17 protein-coding genes, 1 tRNA gene and 1 pseudogene are annotated in these 17,210 nt (G+C 69.5%); 9 read left to right on the forward strand and 10 right to left on the reverse strand.

The annotated features are described in order from the left end of the window. Nucleotides 1-40 precede the first annotated feature (40 nt). Nucleotides 41-793, reverse strand: a complete 753-nt coding sequence (locus tag ACFWNV_RS34860) for a DUF5324 family protein (protein ID WP_383954868.1) — start codon at nucleotides 791-793, stop codon at nucleotides 41-43. Nucleotides 794-968: 175 nt separating this feature from the next. On the opposite strand from ACFWNV_RS34860, the gene ACFWNV_RS34865 reads away from it, so the two are divergent. Then, a complete protein-coding gene (locus ACFWNV_RS34865) occupies nucleotides 969-1,499 on the forward strand; it encodes a peptidylprolyl isomerase (protein ID WP_383954898.1) in 531 nt (176 codons plus the stop codon). Between the two features lie 107 nt (nucleotides 1,500-1,606). After that, nucleotides 1,607-2,491: a rhomboid family intramembrane serine protease gene (locus tag ACFWNV_RS34870; protein WP_383954870.1), complete on the forward strand. Its 885-nt coding sequence runs from the start codon at nucleotides 1,607-1,609 to the stop codon at nucleotides 2,489-2,491. Nucleotides 2,492-2,597: 106 nt separating this feature from the next. On the opposite strand, the gene crgA is transcribed toward ACFWNV_RS34870, so the two are convergent. Beyond that, nucleotides 2,598-2,852 carry a cell division protein CrgA gene (gene crgA / locus ACFWNV_RS34875; RefSeq protein WP_266879329.1) on the reverse strand — a complete coding sequence of 85 codons (255 nt, stop codon included), beginning with the start codon at nucleotides 2,850-2,852 and terminating at the stop codon, nucleotides 2,598-2,600. A 91-nt stretch (nucleotides 2,853-2,943) separates the two neighbouring features. Between crgA and ACFWNV_RS34880 the strand changes: the two genes are divergently transcribed. From ACFWNV_RS34880 to ACFWNV_RS34905, 6 genes and pseudogenes are all read left to right on the forward strand, one after another. Beyond that, entirely contained in the window at nucleotides 2,944-3,720 is a 777-nt protein-coding gene (locus ACFWNV_RS34880) for a DUF881 domain-containing protein (RefSeq protein ID WP_383954872.1), read from the forward strand. Next, nucleotides 3,689-4,426, forward strand: a complete 738-nt coding sequence (locus ACFWNV_RS34885; RefSeq protein WP_383954874.1) for a class E sortase — start codon at nucleotides 3,689-3,691, stop codon at nucleotides 4,424-4,426. Before ACFWNV_RS34880 ends, ACFWNV_RS34885 begins: the two co-directional genes overlap by 32 nt. An 88-nt stretch (nucleotides 4,427-4,514) precedes the next feature. Beyond that, nucleotides 4,515-4,691, forward strand: a complete 177-nt coding sequence (locus ACFWNV_RS34890; RefSeq protein WP_383954876.1) for a hypothetical protein — start codon at nucleotides 4,515-4,517, stop codon at nucleotides 4,689-4,691. Then, complete coding sequence (locus ACFWNV_RS34895) at nucleotides 4,688-5,326, forward strand: aminodeoxychorismate/anthranilate synthase component II (RefSeq protein WP_383954878.1); 639 nt, start codon at nucleotides 4,688-4,690, stop codon at nucleotides 5,324-5,326. Before ACFWNV_RS34890 ends, ACFWNV_RS34895 begins: the two co-directional genes overlap by 4 nt. A gap of 155 nt (nucleotides 5,327-5,481) precedes the next feature. After that, nucleotides 5,482-6,159: pseudogene (locus ACFWNV_RS34900) on the forward strand (class E sortase); the annotation flags it as partial. A gap of 10 nt (nucleotides 6,160-6,169) precedes the next feature. Then, entirely contained in the window at nucleotides 6,170-6,886 is a 717-nt protein-coding gene (locus tag ACFWNV_RS34905; protein ID WP_383954880.1) for a class E sortase, read from the forward strand. A 21-nt stretch (nucleotides 6,887-6,907) separates the two neighbouring features. Here the strand turns inward: ACFWNV_RS34905 and ACFWNV_RS34910 are convergent, their stop codons facing one another. The 7 genes from ACFWNV_RS34910 to ACFWNV_RS34940 all read right to left on the reverse strand — a co-directional run bounded on the left by ACFWNV_RS34910 (nucleotide 6,908) and on the right by ACFWNV_RS34940 (nucleotide 16,252). Next, nucleotides 6,908-7,945, reverse strand: a complete 1,038-nt coding sequence (locus tag ACFWNV_RS34910) for a restriction endonuclease (protein WP_383954882.1) — start codon at nucleotides 7,943-7,945, stop codon at nucleotides 6,908-6,910. Between the two features lie 142 nt (nucleotides 7,946-8,087). Next, nucleotides 8,088-10,121 (reverse strand): Stk1 family PASTA domain-containing Ser/Thr kinase, encoded by a 2,034-nt coding sequence (gene pknB, locus ACFWNV_RS34915; RefSeq protein WP_383954884.1) that lies wholly within the window; start codon nucleotides 10,119-10,121, stop codon nucleotides 8,088-8,090. A 214-nt stretch (nucleotides 10,122-10,335) separates the two neighbouring features. After that, nucleotides 10,336-11,802: a peptidoglycan D,D-transpeptidase FtsI family protein gene (locus tag ACFWNV_RS34920; RefSeq protein WP_383954886.1), complete on the reverse strand. Its 1,467-nt coding sequence runs from the start codon at nucleotides 11,800-11,802 to the stop codon at nucleotides 10,336-10,338. After that, nucleotides 11,799-13,223 carry an FtsW/RodA/SpoVE family cell cycle protein gene (locus ACFWNV_RS34925; protein ID WP_383954888.1) on the reverse strand — a complete coding sequence of 475 codons (1,425 nt, stop codon included), beginning with the start codon at nucleotides 13,221-13,223 and terminating at the stop codon, nucleotides 11,799-11,801. Before ACFWNV_RS34925 ends, ACFWNV_RS34920 begins: the two co-directional genes overlap by 4 nt. Before the next feature lie 31 nt (nucleotides 13,224-13,254). Then, entirely contained in the window at nucleotides 13,255-14,787 is a 1,533-nt protein-coding gene (locus ACFWNV_RS34930; protein WP_383954890.1) for a PP2C family protein-serine/threonine phosphatase, read from the reverse strand. Nucleotides 14,788-14,880: 93 nt separating this feature from the next. After that, entirely contained in the window at nucleotides 14,881-15,387 is a 507-nt protein-coding gene (locus ACFWNV_RS34935) for an FHA domain-containing protein (protein ID WP_383954892.1), read from the reverse strand. Between the two features lie 10 nt (nucleotides 15,388-15,397). Beyond that, nucleotides 15,398-16,252, reverse strand: a complete 855-nt coding sequence (locus tag ACFWNV_RS34940; RefSeq protein ID WP_383954894.1) for an FhaA domain-containing protein — start codon at nucleotides 16,250-16,252, stop codon at nucleotides 15,398-15,400. Between the two features lie 293 nt (nucleotides 16,253-16,545). Between ACFWNV_RS34940 and ACFWNV_RS34945 the strand changes: the two genes are divergently transcribed. Continuing rightward, nucleotides 16,546-16,628 (forward strand) — tRNA-Leu (locus tag ACFWNV_RS34945). 137 nt (nucleotides 16,629-16,765) lie between these two features. Here the strand turns inward: ACFWNV_RS34945 and ACFWNV_RS34950 are convergent. After that, nucleotides 16,766-17,062 carry a hypothetical protein gene (locus ACFWNV_RS34950; protein WP_383954896.1) on the reverse strand — a complete coding sequence of 99 codons (297 nt, stop codon included), beginning with the start codon at nucleotides 17,060-17,062 and terminating at the stop codon, nucleotides 16,766-16,768. Nucleotides 17,063-17,210: the final 148 nt, after the last annotated feature.

Raw genomic sequence — 17,210 nt, forward strand, 5'->3', positions numbered from 1 at the left:
GGATCCGGGCCCCACTCCCTTGCTCTCTTGGCGCGTTTCCTCAGCGGTGCTTGCGCTTCGCGTCCTCGGCGTCGATCCGCTCCTGCGCGGCCTCCGCCTCCGCCTCCAGGCTGGACACGTGCTCCTTGGCCTCGGCTTCCTTAGCCGCCAGCTCCTCGTCGAAGGGGGCCGGAGCCTCCTCCTCCCTGGCCGACAGCTCGGTCGCGGCCGGCGGCTCGACGAGCCAGTCCGGGTTCGACTGCTGGTCCCACCACTTCCACGCGGCGTAGGCGCCGCCGGCCAGCACGCCGACCACCGCCACGCCCTTGAACAGGCGGCCGCAGCGCGCACGCCGCTCGTGGCGCCGTACGAGCTTCTGGACCTCCTTGGCCGATACCTGGCCGCGCAGCGCCGCCAGCGCCGCCGTCGACCGGGATGCGGCCTCCTCGGCCACCGGCTGGGCCGCCGCGAGGGCGCTCTCCAGCCGCGGCTGCGTGTAGTCCACGGCGCTACGGGCCGCCAGGCGGGTCTGCTTCACGGCATTGGACGCCGCCCGGTCGACATTCGGCGGCACGTGTGCGCGCGCCGACTTGATCCGGGGCTGTACGTGGCAGCCGTACGTCTGGCGGGCTTGTTTGGCAGCCTCGCCGGCCGCGTAAGACACCTTCGGCGCGATCAGCTCATTTGCTTCGTGGGCGTAATGCACCGCAGCGTGCTTGGCGGATTCCGCGTACGGCGCCACCACTTCCGCTGCGTGCCGCGCCGTATCCCTGGCACTTGATGCTGCCAGGCGCACGCTTTCCTTGCGGGTCACGGGATCCTCCTCCTCGGTGGCGGACACAGTTCACCTTTCCACCCTTTGTCGGATCATGCCTCCCATACCGTCGACCGGCATGCGTGACAGGGCATACGAGTGGACGATTTCCGTCCGGTGCAGCCCTCCATGGGAGGATCTGAAACCGACAGTGAAGACTATGGAAGGCAGATCCGTGGCCGAGAAGCTCTACGCCACCCTGAAGACGAACCACGGGGACATCGAGATCGAGCTCCTGCCGAACTTCGCCCCGAAGACCGTGCGGAACTTCGTCGAACTCGCCACCGGTGAGCGCGAGTGGACGCGGCCCACGGACGGCCAGAAGACCACGGACCCGCTCTACGACGGCACCGTCTTCCACCGCGTCATCAGCGGGTTCATGATCCAGGGCGGCGACCCGCTGGGCAACGGCACCGGCGGCCCCGGCTACCAGTTCGCCGACGAGTTCCACCCCGACCTGGCCTTCACCAAGCCCTACCTGCTCGCGATGGCGAACGCCGGCCCGGGCACCAACGGCTCGCAGTTCTTCATCACCGTCGCCCCCACCGCCTGGCTGACGCGCAAGCACACCATCTTCGGCGAGATCGCCGGCAAGGCCAGCCAGAAGATCGTCGACGCCATCGCCGCAGCTCCCACCAACCCGCGCACCGAACGCCCCCTCGACGACGTGATCATCCAGTCGGTCGTCATCGAGAAGCGCGGCTGACCGCAGGGGAACCTTTCGGCCCCGCCCGTCCGTCCTCGATACGTACCGGACGGGCGCGGGCGGATCCGCCGTCCCGCCGCCGCGTTCTCCGCCGACCGAGGGGCCCGATGGACACCGACCGTATTCCGGGCTGCTACCGGCACCCGGACCGCGAGACCGGGATCAGTTGTACGCGCTGTGAGCGGCCCATCTGCCCCGAGTGCATGATCAGCGCCTCGGTCGGCTTCCAGTGCCCCGAGTGCGTCCGTGGCGGCTCGGGAACGGGCCACGGGGCCGCGGCCAACGCTCCGCGCACGATCGCGGGCGGGGTGGTCACCGCCGATCCGTACCTGGTCACCAAGATCCTGATCGGGATCAACGTCGCCTTCTTCCTGGCGACCTTCCTCTTCCCCGCGATGGCGATCCAGCTGGAGCTGATCGGCCGGTACTGGGAACAGGTGGGCGGTCCGGTCGAAGGGGTCTCCACCGGCGAGTACTACCGGCTGCTGAGCTCGGCCTTCCTGCACGTCAAGCTGTGGCACATCTTCGGCAACATGCTCGCCCTGTGGTACATCGGCGGACCGCTGGAGCAGGCGCTCGGCCGTGCCAGGTACCTCGCCGTGTACCTGCTGTCGGCCCTGGGCGGCAGCGCCGTGGTCTACCTGCTGACCCCGGAGAACGTCCCGACCCTCGGAGCCTCCGGCGCCGTCTTCGGCGTGCTCGGCGCCACCGTGGTGCTGGCCCGCCGGATGCGGTACGAAATGCGCCCGCTGATCACCATGGCGGTGTTCATGCTGGTGCTCACCTTCGCACCAGGGCTGAACGTGTCCTGGCAGGCCCATATCGGTGGTCTGATCACCGGTGCACTGGTCGCGGCGGGCTTCCTGTGGCCCACGAAGGACATGGGCGCGCGGAATCGCACATTCATCCAGTGGGGCACCTGTGTGGCGGTGTTCCTGCTGGCCACAGCCCTGATCGTGATCCGGACCGCCGAACTTTCGGCACTCACCTGATCACACCGGCGTCAACTCTCCACAGAGTTATCCACAGATCTTCTGTCTTTTCCTCAGGTGTGGATGACGCTGTGGATAACTCATGGGGAGAGCTTGCGGAGCCGGGCTACTTCCACTGCGTGGAGACGCCGAATCCTGCCGCAATGAAGCCGAATCCGACCACAATGTTCCAATTTCCGAGGGCTTCGACCGGAAGCTGGGTCTCGGACAGATAGAAAACGACGATCCATGCCAGACCGACCAAGAAGAACGCCAGCATGACCGGGGCGACCCAGTTGCGGTTCGTCAGCTTGATCGACTGCGGCGTCCGCGTGGGGGGCGGCGTGTAGTCGTCCTTCTTGCGGATACGTGACTTCGGCACGAGGGGCTCTCCTGTCGATGGGCTGGGGACCTGGCCTGCCCCGGGCGTCCGTTAGCGTAGTGGACCTGTGGCGTTGAAGGAGAAGGGTACGTTGAGCAATTCCGACGACTCCTCCGCGGGTCCCCGTCGCCGTGCCAGACCGGTCCGGCTGCTCACGGCCGCCGTTTTCGCCCTGGCCGGCTTGATCTTCGTCACCAGCTTCAACACCTCCAAGGGTACGAACATCCGGACGGATGCCTCGCTCCTCAAGCTGTCCGACCTGATCCACGAGCGCAGCCAGAGCAATCTGGAGCTGGAGAAGAGCACCGCCGCCGCCCGCGACCAGGTCGACGCCCTCGCCGACCGCGACAACGGGAGCACCAGGGCCGAGGACGCCAAGCTGGCCGCCCTGCGCGCCGCCTCCGGCACCGAGGAGCTCACCGGCAAGGCCGTGACGGTCACCCTGAACGACGCGCCCCCGAACGCCACGGCCCGCATCCCCAACGTGCCCGAGCCGCAGCCCAACGACCTGGTGATCCACCAGCAGGACCTCCAGGCCGTGGTCAACGCCCTCTGGCAGGGCGGCGCCGAGGGCATCCAGGTGATGGACCAGCGCCTGATCTCCACCAGCGCCGTGCGCTGCGTGGGCAACACCCTGATCCTCCAGGGCCGGGTGTACTCGCCCCCGTACAAGGTGACGGCCGTCGGCGACCCGGGCGCGCTGAAGAAGGCCCTCGCGGCCTCCCCGGCGCTGCAGAACTACCAGCTGTACGTGAACGCGTACGGGCTCGGCTGGAAAGTGGACGAGCACAAGGCGCTGACACTGCCGGGCTACTCCGGCACAGTGGACCTCCACTATGCGAAGCCGCTGGAGCCCGCCACCCCGTGACCGGAGCGTCGACGTACCGCGCCTGCTGGTACGGACGTTCAGCGAGGTGTGCCTGACCGCGGGCTCGCTCATCGTGCTCTTCGTGGCCTACGTCCTGCTGTGGACCGGGGTCAAGGCCGACCAGGCCATGGACGGGGAGATGGCCCGCATGCGCGACCGCTGGTCCGCGGCGCCCGCGGCCGCCCCGCAGCCCGCGCCGTCGGCGGCCCCGGCCGCCCCCGAGACCGCCGCGTACCCGCCGGGCCGGGCCTTCGCCGAGATGTACGTCCCGCGCTTCGGCCCCGACTGGAACAAGCCGGTCCTGGAGGGCACGGGCACCGAGCTGCTGAAGAAGGGCCTGGGCCACTACGCCGGCACGGCCCGGCTCGGCGGCACCGGGAACTTCGCGGTGGCCGGCCACCGGCGCACGTACGGGGACCCCTTCAAGGACATCCCCAAGCTGCGGCCCGACGACCTCGTGATCCTCAAGGACGCCACCGGCTGGTACACGTACACCGTCCGGGCGGAGGCGCTGCGCACCCTCCCCACGGAGGTCGGCGTGGTCGATCCGGTGCCGAGCCGCTCGCCCTTCGGCGGGCTCGGCAGGTATCTGACGCTGACCACCTGCGACCCGGAATGGGGGCACAGCCACCGGCTCGTGGTCTGGGGCGAACTGACCGGTATGCGGACCCTCGCGCAGGGTCCGCCCGAGGGTTTGCCAAGGTGACCCTCCGCGCCGGGCGGGTGGCTTTAGGCTGTGGACGTACCGCCCCTGCGGTGCGTTGAACGATCGTGGACGAAAAGGACACAGCGGCATGTACGGCTGGATCTGGCGGCATTTGCCGGGCAACGCGTGGGTGCGCGTCGCGATCTCCCTCGTGCTGGTGCTCGCGGTGGTGTTCGTGCTGTTCCAGTACGTCTTCCCGTGGGCCGAGCCGCTGCTTCCGTTCAACGATGTGACGGTGGACGAGGGATCGGGAGCGACTCCGTGAGCGCGCGCATTCTGGTTGTCGACAATTACGACAGCTTTGTCTTCAACCTGGTCCAGTACCTCTATCAGCTCGGAGCCGAGTGCGAGGTGCTGCGCAACGACGAGGTCGAGCTCGCCCACGCCCAGGACGGCTTCGACGGCGTCCTGCTGTCCCCGGGCCCGGGCACGCCGGAAGAGGCCGGCATCTGCGTGGACATGGTCCGCCACTGCGCGGACACGGGCGTACCGGTCTTCGGCGTCTGCCTCGGCATGCAGTCGATGGCCGTCGCCTACGGCGGCGTGGTCGGCCGGGCTCCGGAGCTGCTGCACGGCAAGACCTCGCCGGTGGTCCACGGGGGCCTGGGCGTCTTCGAGGGACTGCCCTCGCCCTTCACCGCGACCCGCTACCACTCCCTCGCGGCCGAGCCGCCGACCCTCCCGGACACCCTGGAGGTCACGGCGCGGACCGAGGACGGGATCATCATGGGCCTGCGCCACCGCGAGCACGACGTCGAGGGAGTGCAGTTCCACCCCGAGTCCGTGCTGACCGAGTGGGGTCACCGGATGCTCGCGAACTGGCTGGTGCGCTGCGGTGACGCGGGCGCGGTGCAGCGCTCGGTGGGGCTCGCCCCGGTGGTGGGCAAGGCCGTCGCGTGACGGCGCTCGCGCCGTCCGCGCCCACCGAGGGCCGGGCAGCGCGACGCAGGGCGGCCCAGGAGGCCGAGAAGCGCACGCGTGCGCGGGGCCGGGGCAGGGGCCGGAGCCAGGGCAGGGGCCGGCGGCGCAGGCGGCCGGCCTCGGGCGGGCCGGTCGTGGTCGTCAGCAGGCTCGCCGGGGAGCTGTTCATCACGCTGGGCCTGGTGATGCTCCTCTTCGTCGGCTACCAGCTCTGGTACACGAACTTCCTGGCGGGCCGGACGGCCGACGACGCCGCCGGCTCCCTGCTCCAGAACTGGGACCGCGATCCGGCGGGGGCGGCCGCCCCGCCCGTGGCGGCGTTCGAGCCGGGCCAGGGCTTCGCGATCCTCTACATCCCGAAGCTCGACGTGAAGGTGCCCGTCGCCGAGGGGACGAGCAAGGCGAAGGTGCTCGACAAGGGCATGGTCGGCCACTACGGCGACGGGCCGCTCACCACCGGGATGCCGGCCGATCCCCAGGGCAACTTCGCGCTGGCGGGCCACCGCAACACCCACGGCGAACCGTTCCGCTACATCAACCGGCTGGTGCCCGGGGACAAGATCGTGGTGGAGACGCGGGACGCGTACTACACGTACGAGATGACCTCGCAGCTCGCGCAGACCCCGCCGTCGAACGTGTCGGTCATCAAGCCGGTGCCCGTCGGATCGGGCTTCACTTCCCCGGGCCGGTACATCACGCTGACCACCTGCACCCCGGAGTTCACCAGCACCTACCGGATGATCGTATGGGGCAGGATGACCGGTGAACGCCCCCGCAGCCAGGGTGCTCCGCCCGAGCTGACCAGCCCGTAGAGGATCCGCAGTGTCACGTGTCGCACCGCCCCCGCGCCGCAGCGCCCTCGCGGGGTTCCTGAGCCTGCTGGGCGAGCTCCTGATCACGGTGGGCCTGGTGCTCGGGCTGTTCGTGGCGTACTCGCTGTGGTGGACGAACGTCCTCGCGGACCGGGACGCCTCCGCGCGCGGGGATGCGGTGCGCGAGCAGTGGGACAAGGCGCCGCCCTCGCAGACGGCCGCGGCACCGGGGGCGCTGGACACCCGGGGCGGGGTCGGCTTCCTGCACGTGCCGGCGATGAAGAACGGCGAGGTGCTGGTCAAGCAGGGCACCGACTCGGAGGTCCTGAACGACGGGGTCGCCGGGTACTACACGGAGCCGGTGAAATCGGCCCTGCCGTGGGACCCGGCCGGCGGCAACTTCACGCTGGCGGCCCACCGCGACGGGCACGGGGCCAAGTTCCACAACATCGACAAGCTGAAGAACGGCGACGCGGTCGTCTTCGAGACCCGCGACACCTGGTACGTGTACAAGGTCTTCGCCGAGCTCAGCCAGACCTCGAAGTACAACGTGGACGCGATCAGCCCGGTCCCCAAGGAGTCGGGAAGGACGGCCCCGGGCCGCTACATCACCCTGACGACCTGCACGCCCGTCTACACCTCGAAGTACCGCTACATCGTGTGGGGCGAGCTCGTCCGCACGGAAAAGGTCGACGCGAAGCGCAGCCTTCCGGCGGAGCTGCGCTGAGGCGGCGCGCCGTCTTCGAAGTCAGCGCAAGACCTGGAGCCGTACTCCGGCGCTCCAGGCCTCCAGAAGCCCCCTGTGGACGGCCGTGACGCCCCCCTGAGCGGCGATGGCGAGGGACTCCCGGGTGAAGGCGCAGGTGGCCACGTAGAGGGCCACGTCGGCCCGGTGCAGGACCTTCGAGGAGCCGAGGAACTTCTGCATCTCGCCGCTGAGCACGTGCCGGAACGGCGCGAAGTTCTTGCACTGCACGGCGACGGTCCGCCCGTCGGCGGTCCGGGCGGTGATGTCGACCCCGCGGTCGCCGCCGTGCCCGCCGTACACCTCCACGTCGGTGCACCCGTCGCGCCGGAGCAGCTCGGCGACGTGCAGCTCGAACTCCTTCCAGGTCATGGCGTCGATCGTGCCGATGACTCCGGTGAGGGCCCGCACGTCCTGGCCATGCTGGAGGCGGCTGAGCTGGAGATCGTGCTCGACGAGCTTGATCTGGATCTGCTGGACGTCCTCCCGGAGGGAGATCAACTCTCGCCGCTGTTCGCCGGCCGTCTCGATCAGGACGTTCAGCATCGGCACGACGGTCTTGCCGAGCACGTCGGTGATGCGGGTGTCGATCCGCTCGTCGACCTCGCCCCAACTGTCCCTGTGGACAAGGTTATCCACAGGACGTGTGCGGACCTCGGTCTCGGCGTCGAGGAGGTACGTACGCACCTGACGTGCGACTTTGCTGTCTCGGAGCAGCATGCCCGCATTCAGCACCGCTCGTCGGGACCACAGGGCGATGGCCGCGGCTCGGGTGTTGAGCCCACTGACCTCCTTAAAGGAGGTCAGTTCTGGACCTGTCAAAACCTGATAACCGTTGACCGTGAGTTCGTCTCGGTGATCGATCACCACAGATTCGAGGGTCTTGATACCGACCTCAAAATAGGCCGCCACCATCGCCGTCGTGACATGCAGCCCGTCCGGCAGCAGGGACAGTGCCTTCACCTTGTCCAGCACTTGCGTCCGCTCCAGGACGCTCGTGCGCAGCGTGCGGGACTCCAGCAGCACCGATTCGTTGATCATGACCCGTCCCTCCCCGGGCGGGCTCTGCTGCCCGCCCCGTCCGGGCTAACGAATTTCGTACATATGAAGACACGTACGAAATGGCCCCGGCCCCCTCTCTTGGAGAGGGGGCCGGGGCCGTTGCTGCGGGGTGGGGGCGGGGCTAGTTGCCGAGGCCGCCGATGAAGCCGCCGCCGCCGTTGTCGTTGCCGCCGTTCTGCTGGTTGTCCGGCATCGTGGTCACGTTGATGACCGAGCCGGCGGTCGTCGGGCTGCCGACGGCCGGGTCCGTGCTCAGGATCTTCGCGCGGCCGTCCGAGGAGCCCGACAGGACCGATCCGAGGATCAGGCCCTTCGAGGCGAACTCGGCCCGGGCCTGGTTGAGGGTCTTGCCGACCACGTTCGGGACCGTGAGCTGCTGGACCGGCTTGGCGACCGAGATGTTGACCGTCGAGCCGACGTCGACCTGGCTGTTGAGGCCGGGGTCCTGGCTGACGACCGTCTTGGGGGCCGTGCCGGGGGCCGCGTCCACCTCCGTGACGCTGCCGAGCTTCAGCTTGAGGGCCTGGAGGGCCTTCGAGGCGTCGGCCTGGGTCTTGCCGGTCAGGTCCGGGACGGTCACCTTGGAGACTTCCTTGGCCACCGTCACCGTGATCGTCGAGCCCTTCTCGGCCTCGCCGTTCTTCGGTGCCTGGTCGATGACGGTGCCCGCGGGCCGCTCGGACTCGACGACCTTCTTCTCGATCTGGAAGCCCTTTTCCTGGAGCGCCTTCTCCGCGTCGGCGATCGCCAGGTTGATGACGTTCGGGACGAGGACCTTGGGCGCGCCCGTGGAGACCTTCACCTTGACCACGGAGTTCTTGGCGACCTTGGTGCCCTCGGCGGGGTTCTGCTCGCAGACGCTGCCCTTGGGGGCGGCGTCGCAGGCCATCTCCCCCTCCTGCTCGACGACGAGGCCGACGTTGGTGGCGTTCGACTTGGCCGCTTCGAGGGTTTCGCCGATGAGCTTGGGGACCGCGGGGCGGTTGTCGGCGGTGGTGCTGAAGAGGGAGCGCCCGATCAGGATCGCGCCGACCAGCACGAGGATGCCGGCGGTGACCAGCAGGATCGTGGAGGCCTTGCTCTTCTTCTGCGGACGCCGGCCGCGGCCGCTCTGGTCGTAGCCGTTCGGGTCCTGGTAGCCGTTGTTCCCGTAGCCGCCGTCGCCCGGGGGCATCGGCGGGAGCATGGAGGTCTGGTTCGGGTCGGCGGTGCGCAGGGCGGTGGTGGGCTGGTCGTAGCCCTGGTGTCCGTAGCCGTTGCCCTGGTCGGGGTAGCCGTAGCCGGCGACGCCCATGGAGGCGGTGGCGGCGACGGGCTGGCCGTCGAGGCAGGCCTCGATGTCGGCGCGCATCTCGTCGGCGGACTGGTAGCGGTAGTCGGCGTCCTTGACCAGAGCCTTCAACACGATCGCGTCCATCTCGGGCGTGATCTCGGAGTCGAAGTTCGACGGGGGCTGGGGCTCTTCCCGTACGTGCTGGTAGGCGACGGCGACCGGGGAGTCGCCGATGAACGGCGGCCGGACGGCGAGGAGCTCGTACAGCAGGCAGCCGGCCGAGTAGAGGTCGGAGCGCGCGTCGACCTGCTCGCCGCGGGCCTGCTCCGGGGAGAGGTACTGGGCGGTGCCGATGACGGCGGCGGTCTGCGTCATGGTCATGCCGGAGTCGCCCATGGCGCGGGCGATGCCGAAGTCCATGACCTTGACCTGGCCGGAGCGGGTCAGCATGACGTTGGCGGGCTTGATGTCGCGGTGCACGATGCCGGCGCGGTGCGAGTACTCCAGCGCCTGGAGGATGCCGATGCACATCTCCAGGGTGCGCTCGGGCAGCAGCTTGCGGCCGGAGTGCAGGAGCTCGCGCAGGGTCGAGCCGTCGACGTACTCCATCACGATGTACGGGATGGAGATGTTGTCGACGTAGTCCTCGCCGGTGTCGTACACGGCGACGATCGCCGGGTGGTTCAGCGACGCGGCCGACTGGGCCTCGCGGCGGAACCTGGCCTGGAAGGACGGGTCGCGGGCGAGATCGGCGCGCAGGGTCTTGACGGCGACGGTACGGCCGAGCCGGGTGTCGTGGGCGAGGTAGACCTCGGCCATGCCACCACGGCCGAGCACGTGGCTCAGCTCGTACCGGCCGCCGAGGCGACGCGGCTCTTCCATAACGTGCAGCCCTCTCCGTCAGTCCCGACCGCACCCGTGTGTGGTCCGGCGGTGTGCTGTTCGCGCAAAGGCTACCGGCCGATCGTCGGTGATCGGTTCGTGACCACAGGCTGATACCGGACCGGTACCGTACGCTCGGATCCGGGCGGGAACGGTGACCCGGATCACATCTGTGTGCCCCTTGCGGCTCTCGCGTGGCGCTCGGCCCCGCCCGTCACCCCTTGTTGCTCTTGAGGACGGCCTGCATGACGGCCCTGGCCACGGGGGCGGCGAGGCCGGCGCCGGAGATGTCCTCGCGGTCGGCGCTGCTGTCCTCGATGACGACGGCGACGGCGACCGGCGAGCTGCCGTCGGGGTTCTGGGCGTAGGAGATGAACCAGGCGTACGGGCGCTTCTTGTTGCCCTCGCCGTGCTGGGCGGTGCCGGTCTTGCCGCCGACGACGGTGCCCTTGATCTGGGCGGTGGTGCCGGTGCCCTTCTCGACGACGTTGACCATCATGGCCCGGATCTTCTCCGCGTTCTGGGGGGAGAGGGGCCGGCTCATTTCCTGCGGTTCGTGCTTCTCGATGACGTCGACGTTGGGCGACTGCAGCTGGTCGACCATGTACGGCTTCATCAGCTTGCCGTTGTTGGCGATGGCGGCGGTGACCATGGCCATCTGGAGCGGGGTGGCCGCGGTGTTGAACTGGCCGATGGAGCTGAGGGCGTTGCCGTCCTTGCCCATGGTCTTGTCGTAGACGCTGGCGAAGGCGCGGACCGGGGTGTCGATCTTGTCGTTGTTGAAGCCGAACTTCTCGGCGGTCTTCACCATGTTGTCCCGCCCCACCTTGTTGCCCATGTTGGCGAAGACGGAGTTGCAGGAGACCTGGAGGGCGTAGTTGAGGGTGGCCTTGCCGCAGTTCGGGGCGTGGTTGACCATCTCGGTCTTGGTGCCCGGCAGGATGTACGGGTCCTCGGTGTCGGTCGGCGCGTTGATGTCCGTGACGACGCCGTTCTCCAGGGCGGCGGCCGCGGTGACCACCTTGAAGGTGGAGCCGGGCGGGTAGGTCTCGCGCAGGGCGCGGTTGACCAGCTTCTTGTCCTCGCTGTCCTTGAGCTCGACCCAGGCCTTCTCGTCGGTCTTGGAGTTGCCGGCGAAGGAGGTGGGGTCGTACGAGGGGGTGCTGACCAGGGCGAGGATGGCCCCGGTGCGCGGGTCGATCGCGGCGACGGCGCCCTTCTTGGAGCCGAGCTGCTTGAACGCGGCCTCCTGCGCGGCGGCGTTCAGCGTCGTGACGACGTTGCCGCCGGCCTTCTTCTCGCCGGTGAACATGCCGATGGTGCGGTCGAAGAAGAGCCGGTCGTCGTTGCCGGTGAGGATGCCGTCCTCGAGGGATTCGAGCTGGGTGGAGCCGAAGGCCTGCGAGGCGTAGCCGGTGACGGGGGCCCAGAGCGGGCCGTTCTCGTAGGTCCGCTTGAACTTGTAGTCGCTGCCGTCGGTGACGGCGGAGCCGGTGACCGGCTTGCCCTCGACGATGATGTTGCCGCGCTCGGTGGCGTACTGGGCGATCTGGACCCGGCGGTTCTCCTTGCGGGTGCTCAGCTCTTCGGCCTTGACGTACTGGAGCCAGTTGGTCCGCACGAGCAGTGCCAGGACGAGCAGCCCGCAGAAGATCGAGATGCGGCGCAGGGGCTTGTTCATGACGGGCGGACCACCTGGGTCATCTCGGAGTCGGGGGACGGTGCCGGGGCCGGGGCAGGGCGGCGTGCGGTGTCGCTGATCCGGATGAGGATGGCGATGAGGATCCAGTTCGCGAGGACGGACGAGCCGCCGGACGCGAGGAAGGGCATGGTCATGCCGGTCAGGGGGATGAGGCCCATGACTCCGCCGGCGACCACGAAGATCTGGAGGGCGAAGGCGCCGGAGAGGCCGATCGCGAAGAGCTTGCCGAAGGGGTCGCGGGCGGCGAGGGCGGTGCGCACGCCCCGCTCGATGATCAGGCCGTAGAGCAGGAGGAAGGCCATGACCCCGGCGAGCCCGAGCTCTTCGCCGACGGTGGAGAAGATGAAGTCGGAGTTGGCGGCGAAGCCGATGAGGTCGGAGTTGCCCTGTCCCCAGCCGGTGCCGAGCACTCCGCCGGAGCCGAAGCTCATGATCGACTGGCCGACCTGCTCGCAGGCGCCGGACTTGGTGTAGCAGGCGAAGGGGTCGAGCCAGGCGGTGACGCGGGCCTTGACGTGGCTGGCGGTGGCGCCGACGACGGTGGCTCCGCCCACGCTCATGAGCAGGCCGATGACGATCCAGCTCGTCCGCTCGGTGGCCACGTACAGCATGATCACGAACATGCCGAAGAAGAGCAGCGAGGTGCCGAGGTCGTTCTCGAAGACCAGGACGAGCAGGCTCATCGCCCAGATCATCAGGATCGGGCCGAGGTCGCGGCCGCGCGGCAGGTAGAGGCCCATGAAGCGGCGGCTGGCGAGTGCGAGGGCGTCGCGCTTGACCATGAGGTAGCCGGCGAAGAAGACGGCGATGACGATCTTCGCGAACTCGCCGGGCTGGATGGAGAACCCGCCGACGCTGATCCAGATCTTGGCGCCGAAGACGTCGGCTCCCAGACCCGGGATCACGGGCAGGATCAGCAGCACGAGCGAGGCGGCCATGGAGATGTACGTGAACCGCTGGAGCACGCGGTGGTCCTTGAGGACCAGCAGCACGCCGGCGAACAGGGCGATGGCGAGCGCCGTGTACATCATCTGCCGGGGCGCGGACTCGGAGAAGGTGCCGAAGGAGCGCTTCGCCAGGTTCTGGAGGCGCTCGGACTGGTCCAGGCGCCAGATCAGGACGAGGCCGAGCCCGTTGAGGAGCGTGGCGATCGGCAGCAGCAGCGGGTCGGCGTACTTGGCGTAGCGCCGGACGACGAAGTGCGCGATGCCCGCCAGGACGCCGAGGCCGAGCCCGTAGGTGAGCATGCCCGGGGGCAGCTTCCCGTGGAGCGACAGGCCCGCGTTGGCGTAGGCGAAGATCGGGATGACCACGGCGAAGGCGAGCAGCAGGAGCTCGGTGTTCCGCCGGCTCGGCGCCTCGATGGCGCCGATGGTGGTCGTGTTGGTGACAACGCTCATGGTGTGGCGGGCCCCCTGTGCCCGCGTATGTCTACTGCTTCTCGCACAGGCCGACGACCTGCTGCTCGGCGGCAGTCAGCTCGGGGCCGGGTGTTTGGTTGCCCGCGGCCTCGGCGGCACGCCGCTCCTCGTCCTTCTTGCACGCGGAGGTCTGGGTGCCGAGATCGTCGATCTTCGTGCGCGCGCCGTCAAGGCTGCTCTCGCTGATCGTCTCCACGACCTGCTTGCGCTTGAAGGGCGGCAGGTACTTCAGTTCGATGTCGGGGCGGTCGGTCTCCACCTTGGAGAGCTCCAGCGGCCCCAGCTTCTGGCTGATCCCGCGGAAGAGCGCGACGTGCTCGTCCTTGACCCCGACGTAGAACTGAGTCTGGGTCCAGCGGTAGCCCGCGTACAGGCCGCCGCCGATGACACCGAGGACCACGAGCAGCGTCAGCGTGCGCGTCGTCCACTTGCGGCCCTTGGCGCGGCGCCTGCGGGGGTGGTCGTACGTGTCCTCGTACCCGGAGTCCCCTTCGTACGGGTCGGGTTCGCCGAAGCTGCCGTACGCGTCGGCTCCGCCGCCCTGTCCCTGGGCGCCGTAACCGCCGTAGCCGGGGGCCTCGCCGCTGCCGGGAGGGCCGAAGGCGCCGGCGGGCGGGGGACTCTGGCGGCCGAGCCCGGAGGCGCGGCCGGCCGGCGTCTGCATGGCGTTGCCGCCGTCGAAGAGCTGGTGGTGCTGGTTCTCGGCGACCGCGCCGACGACGACCGGGGTGTCGTTGACCTGCGCGGCCAGGGTGTCGCCGCTGTCGGTGTCGAGGACGTCGGCCACGATGCAGGTGATGTTGTCGGGGCCGCCGCCGCGCAGCGCGAGCTGGATGAGGGAGGCCACGGTCTCGCGGGGGCCGTGGTAGTCGGCGAGGGTCTCCTCCAGGGTCTGGTGGGAGACCACGCCGGAGAGCCCGTCGGAGCAGATCAGGTAGCGGTCGCCGACCCGGACCTCGCGGATGGAGAGGTCGGGCTCCACGATGTCGCCGCTGCCCAGGGCCCGCATCAGCAGGGAGCGCTGCGGGTGGGTGGTGGCTTCCTCTTCGGTGATCCGGCCCTCGTCGACGAGGCGCTGCACCCAGGTGTGGTCCTGGGTGATCTGCGTGAGGACGCCGTCGCGGAGCAGGTAGGCGCGGGAGTCGCCGACGTGGACCAGGCCGAGGCGCTGGCCCGTCCAGAGCAGGGCGGTGAGCGTGGTGCCCATGCCCTCCAGCTGGGGGTCCTCCTCGACCATGACGCGCAACTGGTCGTTGGCGCGCTGCACCGCGGTGCTGAGCGCGGTGAGCATGTCGGAGCCCGGGACGTCGTCGTCGAGCTGCACGAGGGCGGAGATCACCTCGGAGCTGGCGACCTCGCCGGCGGCCTGGCCGCCCATGCCGTCGGCGATCGCGAGGAGGCGGGGACCGGCGTAGCCGGAGTCCTCGTTGCCCTCCCGGATCATGCCCTTGTGCGATCCGGCGGCGAACCGCAGGGACAGACTCATGCGCACCTGCCCTGTCGACGCTGATGCTGCCTCGGGGTACAACCGGTCTCGAGCCACACTGCCCACCCTCCGGCCTGGAGCGCGCTCGGGTCCGTGTCCCCGGTGGGACGGACCGCTGCGGCTCGCTCGCTCCGCTCGCTCATTCTCGTACTACTTCCGCAGCTCGATGACGGTCTTGCCGATGCGGATCGGGGCGCCCGGCGGAATGGGCGTCGGGGTGGTCAGCCGGGTCCGGTCGAGATACGTGCCGTTGGTGGACCCGAGATCCTCGACGATCCACTGACCGTCACGGTCGGGGTAGATCCTGGCATGCCTGCTGGAGGCGTAGTCGTCGTCCAGCACGATCGTGGAGTCGTGGGCCCGGCCCAAGGTGATCGTCTGGCCCGCGAGGGCCACCGTGGTGCCCGTGAGGGTGCCCTCGGAGACGACGAGTTTGGTCGGCGCACCGCGGCGCTGGCGCTGCTGCGGTGGAGCAGCGGCCTGGCGGCCCTGCTGCTGCGCGGGGGCGCCGGAAGCGCCCCCGCCGCGTCGGGAACCGCGCTGCGTCACTCTCGTACCGAAGAGATCGCTGCGGATGACCTGAACGGCCACGATGACGAACAGCCACAGAACGGCCAGGAAACCCAACCGCATGACCGTCAGGGTCAGCTCTGACATTGCCCCCGCTTCACCCTTCGGCTTGCCGGTAAATGATGGTGGTGCTGCCCACGACGATCCGCGAACCGTCGCGGAGCGTAGCGCGGGTGGTGTGCTGCCCGTCCACCACGATGCCGTTGGTGGACCCGAGATCCTGGATCGTCGAGGGCGTTCCGGTCCGGATCTCACAGTGCCGGCGCGATACGCCGGGGTCGTCGATCCGCACATCGGCCTCGGTGCTCCGGCCGAGTACGAGCGTAGGGCGCGAGATCTGGTGGCGGGTGCCGTTGATCTCGATCCAGTGGCGCCGGACGGCGCCGCCGGAAGGTACGGGGGCCGGTCCGCCCGGTGTCCCGGGGTTCGGCCGGCGTGCGCCGGGGCCGCCCGGGGGCGGTCCTGCGGGCATCGGCGGCGCGGAGGCCGGGGGGTACCCGTAGCCGCCGGGCTGGGCCGGGGGGGCCTGGTGGCCCTGTCCCTGGCCCTGGCCGGGCTGGCCGGGGGACTGGGAGGTGCTGGCGGCGAGCGTGCGGCTGCGGACCCGGTAGAGCCCGGTGTCCAGGTCGTCGGCCTTCTCCAGCTGGACCTTGATGGGGCCCATGAAGCTGTAGCGCTGCTGCTTGGCGTAGTCGCGGACGAGGCCCGCGAGCTCGTCGCCGAGCTGGCCCGAGTAGGGGCTCAGGCGCTCGTAGTCGCCCGTGCTCAGCTCCACGATGAAGTCGTTGGGGACGACGGTCCGCTCGCGGTTCCAGATGGTGGCGTTGTTGTCGCACTCCCGCTGGAGGGCGCCGGCGATCTCCACCGGCTGGACCTCGGACTTGAACACCTTGGCGAAGGTGCCGTTCACCAGACCTTCGAGTCGCTGCTCGAACCGCTTCAGGACTCCCATGGGGCACCTCCTCCGTCGTTGTCGCCCTGTACTGCTTACTGATCGTATCCACGCGTGGCGGATTCGGGTGGTTCCCCATCGGTCACGTGCGCATGAGTGTTGGTCCTCACAAGCGATCGTAGGGGCGCCCCGAGGACAGTGTCCCGCACCGGCGGCCGAGTGCGGGAGGGGCGGTCGTCGGAGGGTGCCGGGAGAGCACGAAAAGCGATGTGAATCCAGCCCCTGCGACGTGCTAATGTTCCGATGTCGCCAGGGGAACGGCCCGCAAGGGAAGAACCGCTGGTAGTCACTTTGCGCGAGTGGCGGAACGGCAGACGCGCTGGCTTCAGGTGCCAGTGTCCTTCGGGACGTGGGGGTTCAAATCCCCCCTCGCGCACAGATCGAAGAGCCCCCGCTCCGGAGAAATCCGGAGCGGGGGCTCTTTCGTCGTACCCGGGATGTGGACGCGGGCGTCGGGGCCGGGGTGACGAGGGTCTCGGGTGGCTGGGGGCGGCAAGATCCGAAAGAGACGGCCTAGTGCGGGGGCGGCGGGGTGATGGCGGCTTTCGTGGTGGCCAGGGCTTCGTGGGCGAAGAAGGCCGTGACTTCGTTCGGGGCGGCTCCGGAGCGGGCGTGGACCAGGTCCCACAGGTCGGACCAGGAGCGGCGGACGACGGCGGCGAAGGGGCGGTCGTCCAGGGAGGCGGCCGCGGCGACGGCCTGGAGCCGCATCAGCGGGTGGTGTTCCTCGGCGAGGAGGCGGTCGCCGGCGCGGGACATGGCGTCCAGGGCCTCGGCGCCCCGCAGCTCGGCGGCGGCCAGCTCGTACACCGCGGCGGGGACGGGGAATGTGGCGCGCGCCGCGGGGGGGGCGCGGGGCGGCGGGGGGGCGCGCCGGGCGCGCTCAGAGTCAGCGCGTCCCACGTGGCCGGCCCGCACTCGGCCCCCCCCCCCCCCGGCGGCGGGGGCGAGGCGGGGC

This window comes from Streptomyces sp. NPDC058401 (assembly GCF_042722885.1).
In the GTDB taxonomy this organism is placed as follows: domain Bacteria; phylum Actinomycetota; class Actinomycetes; order Streptomycetales; family Streptomycetaceae; genus Streptomyces.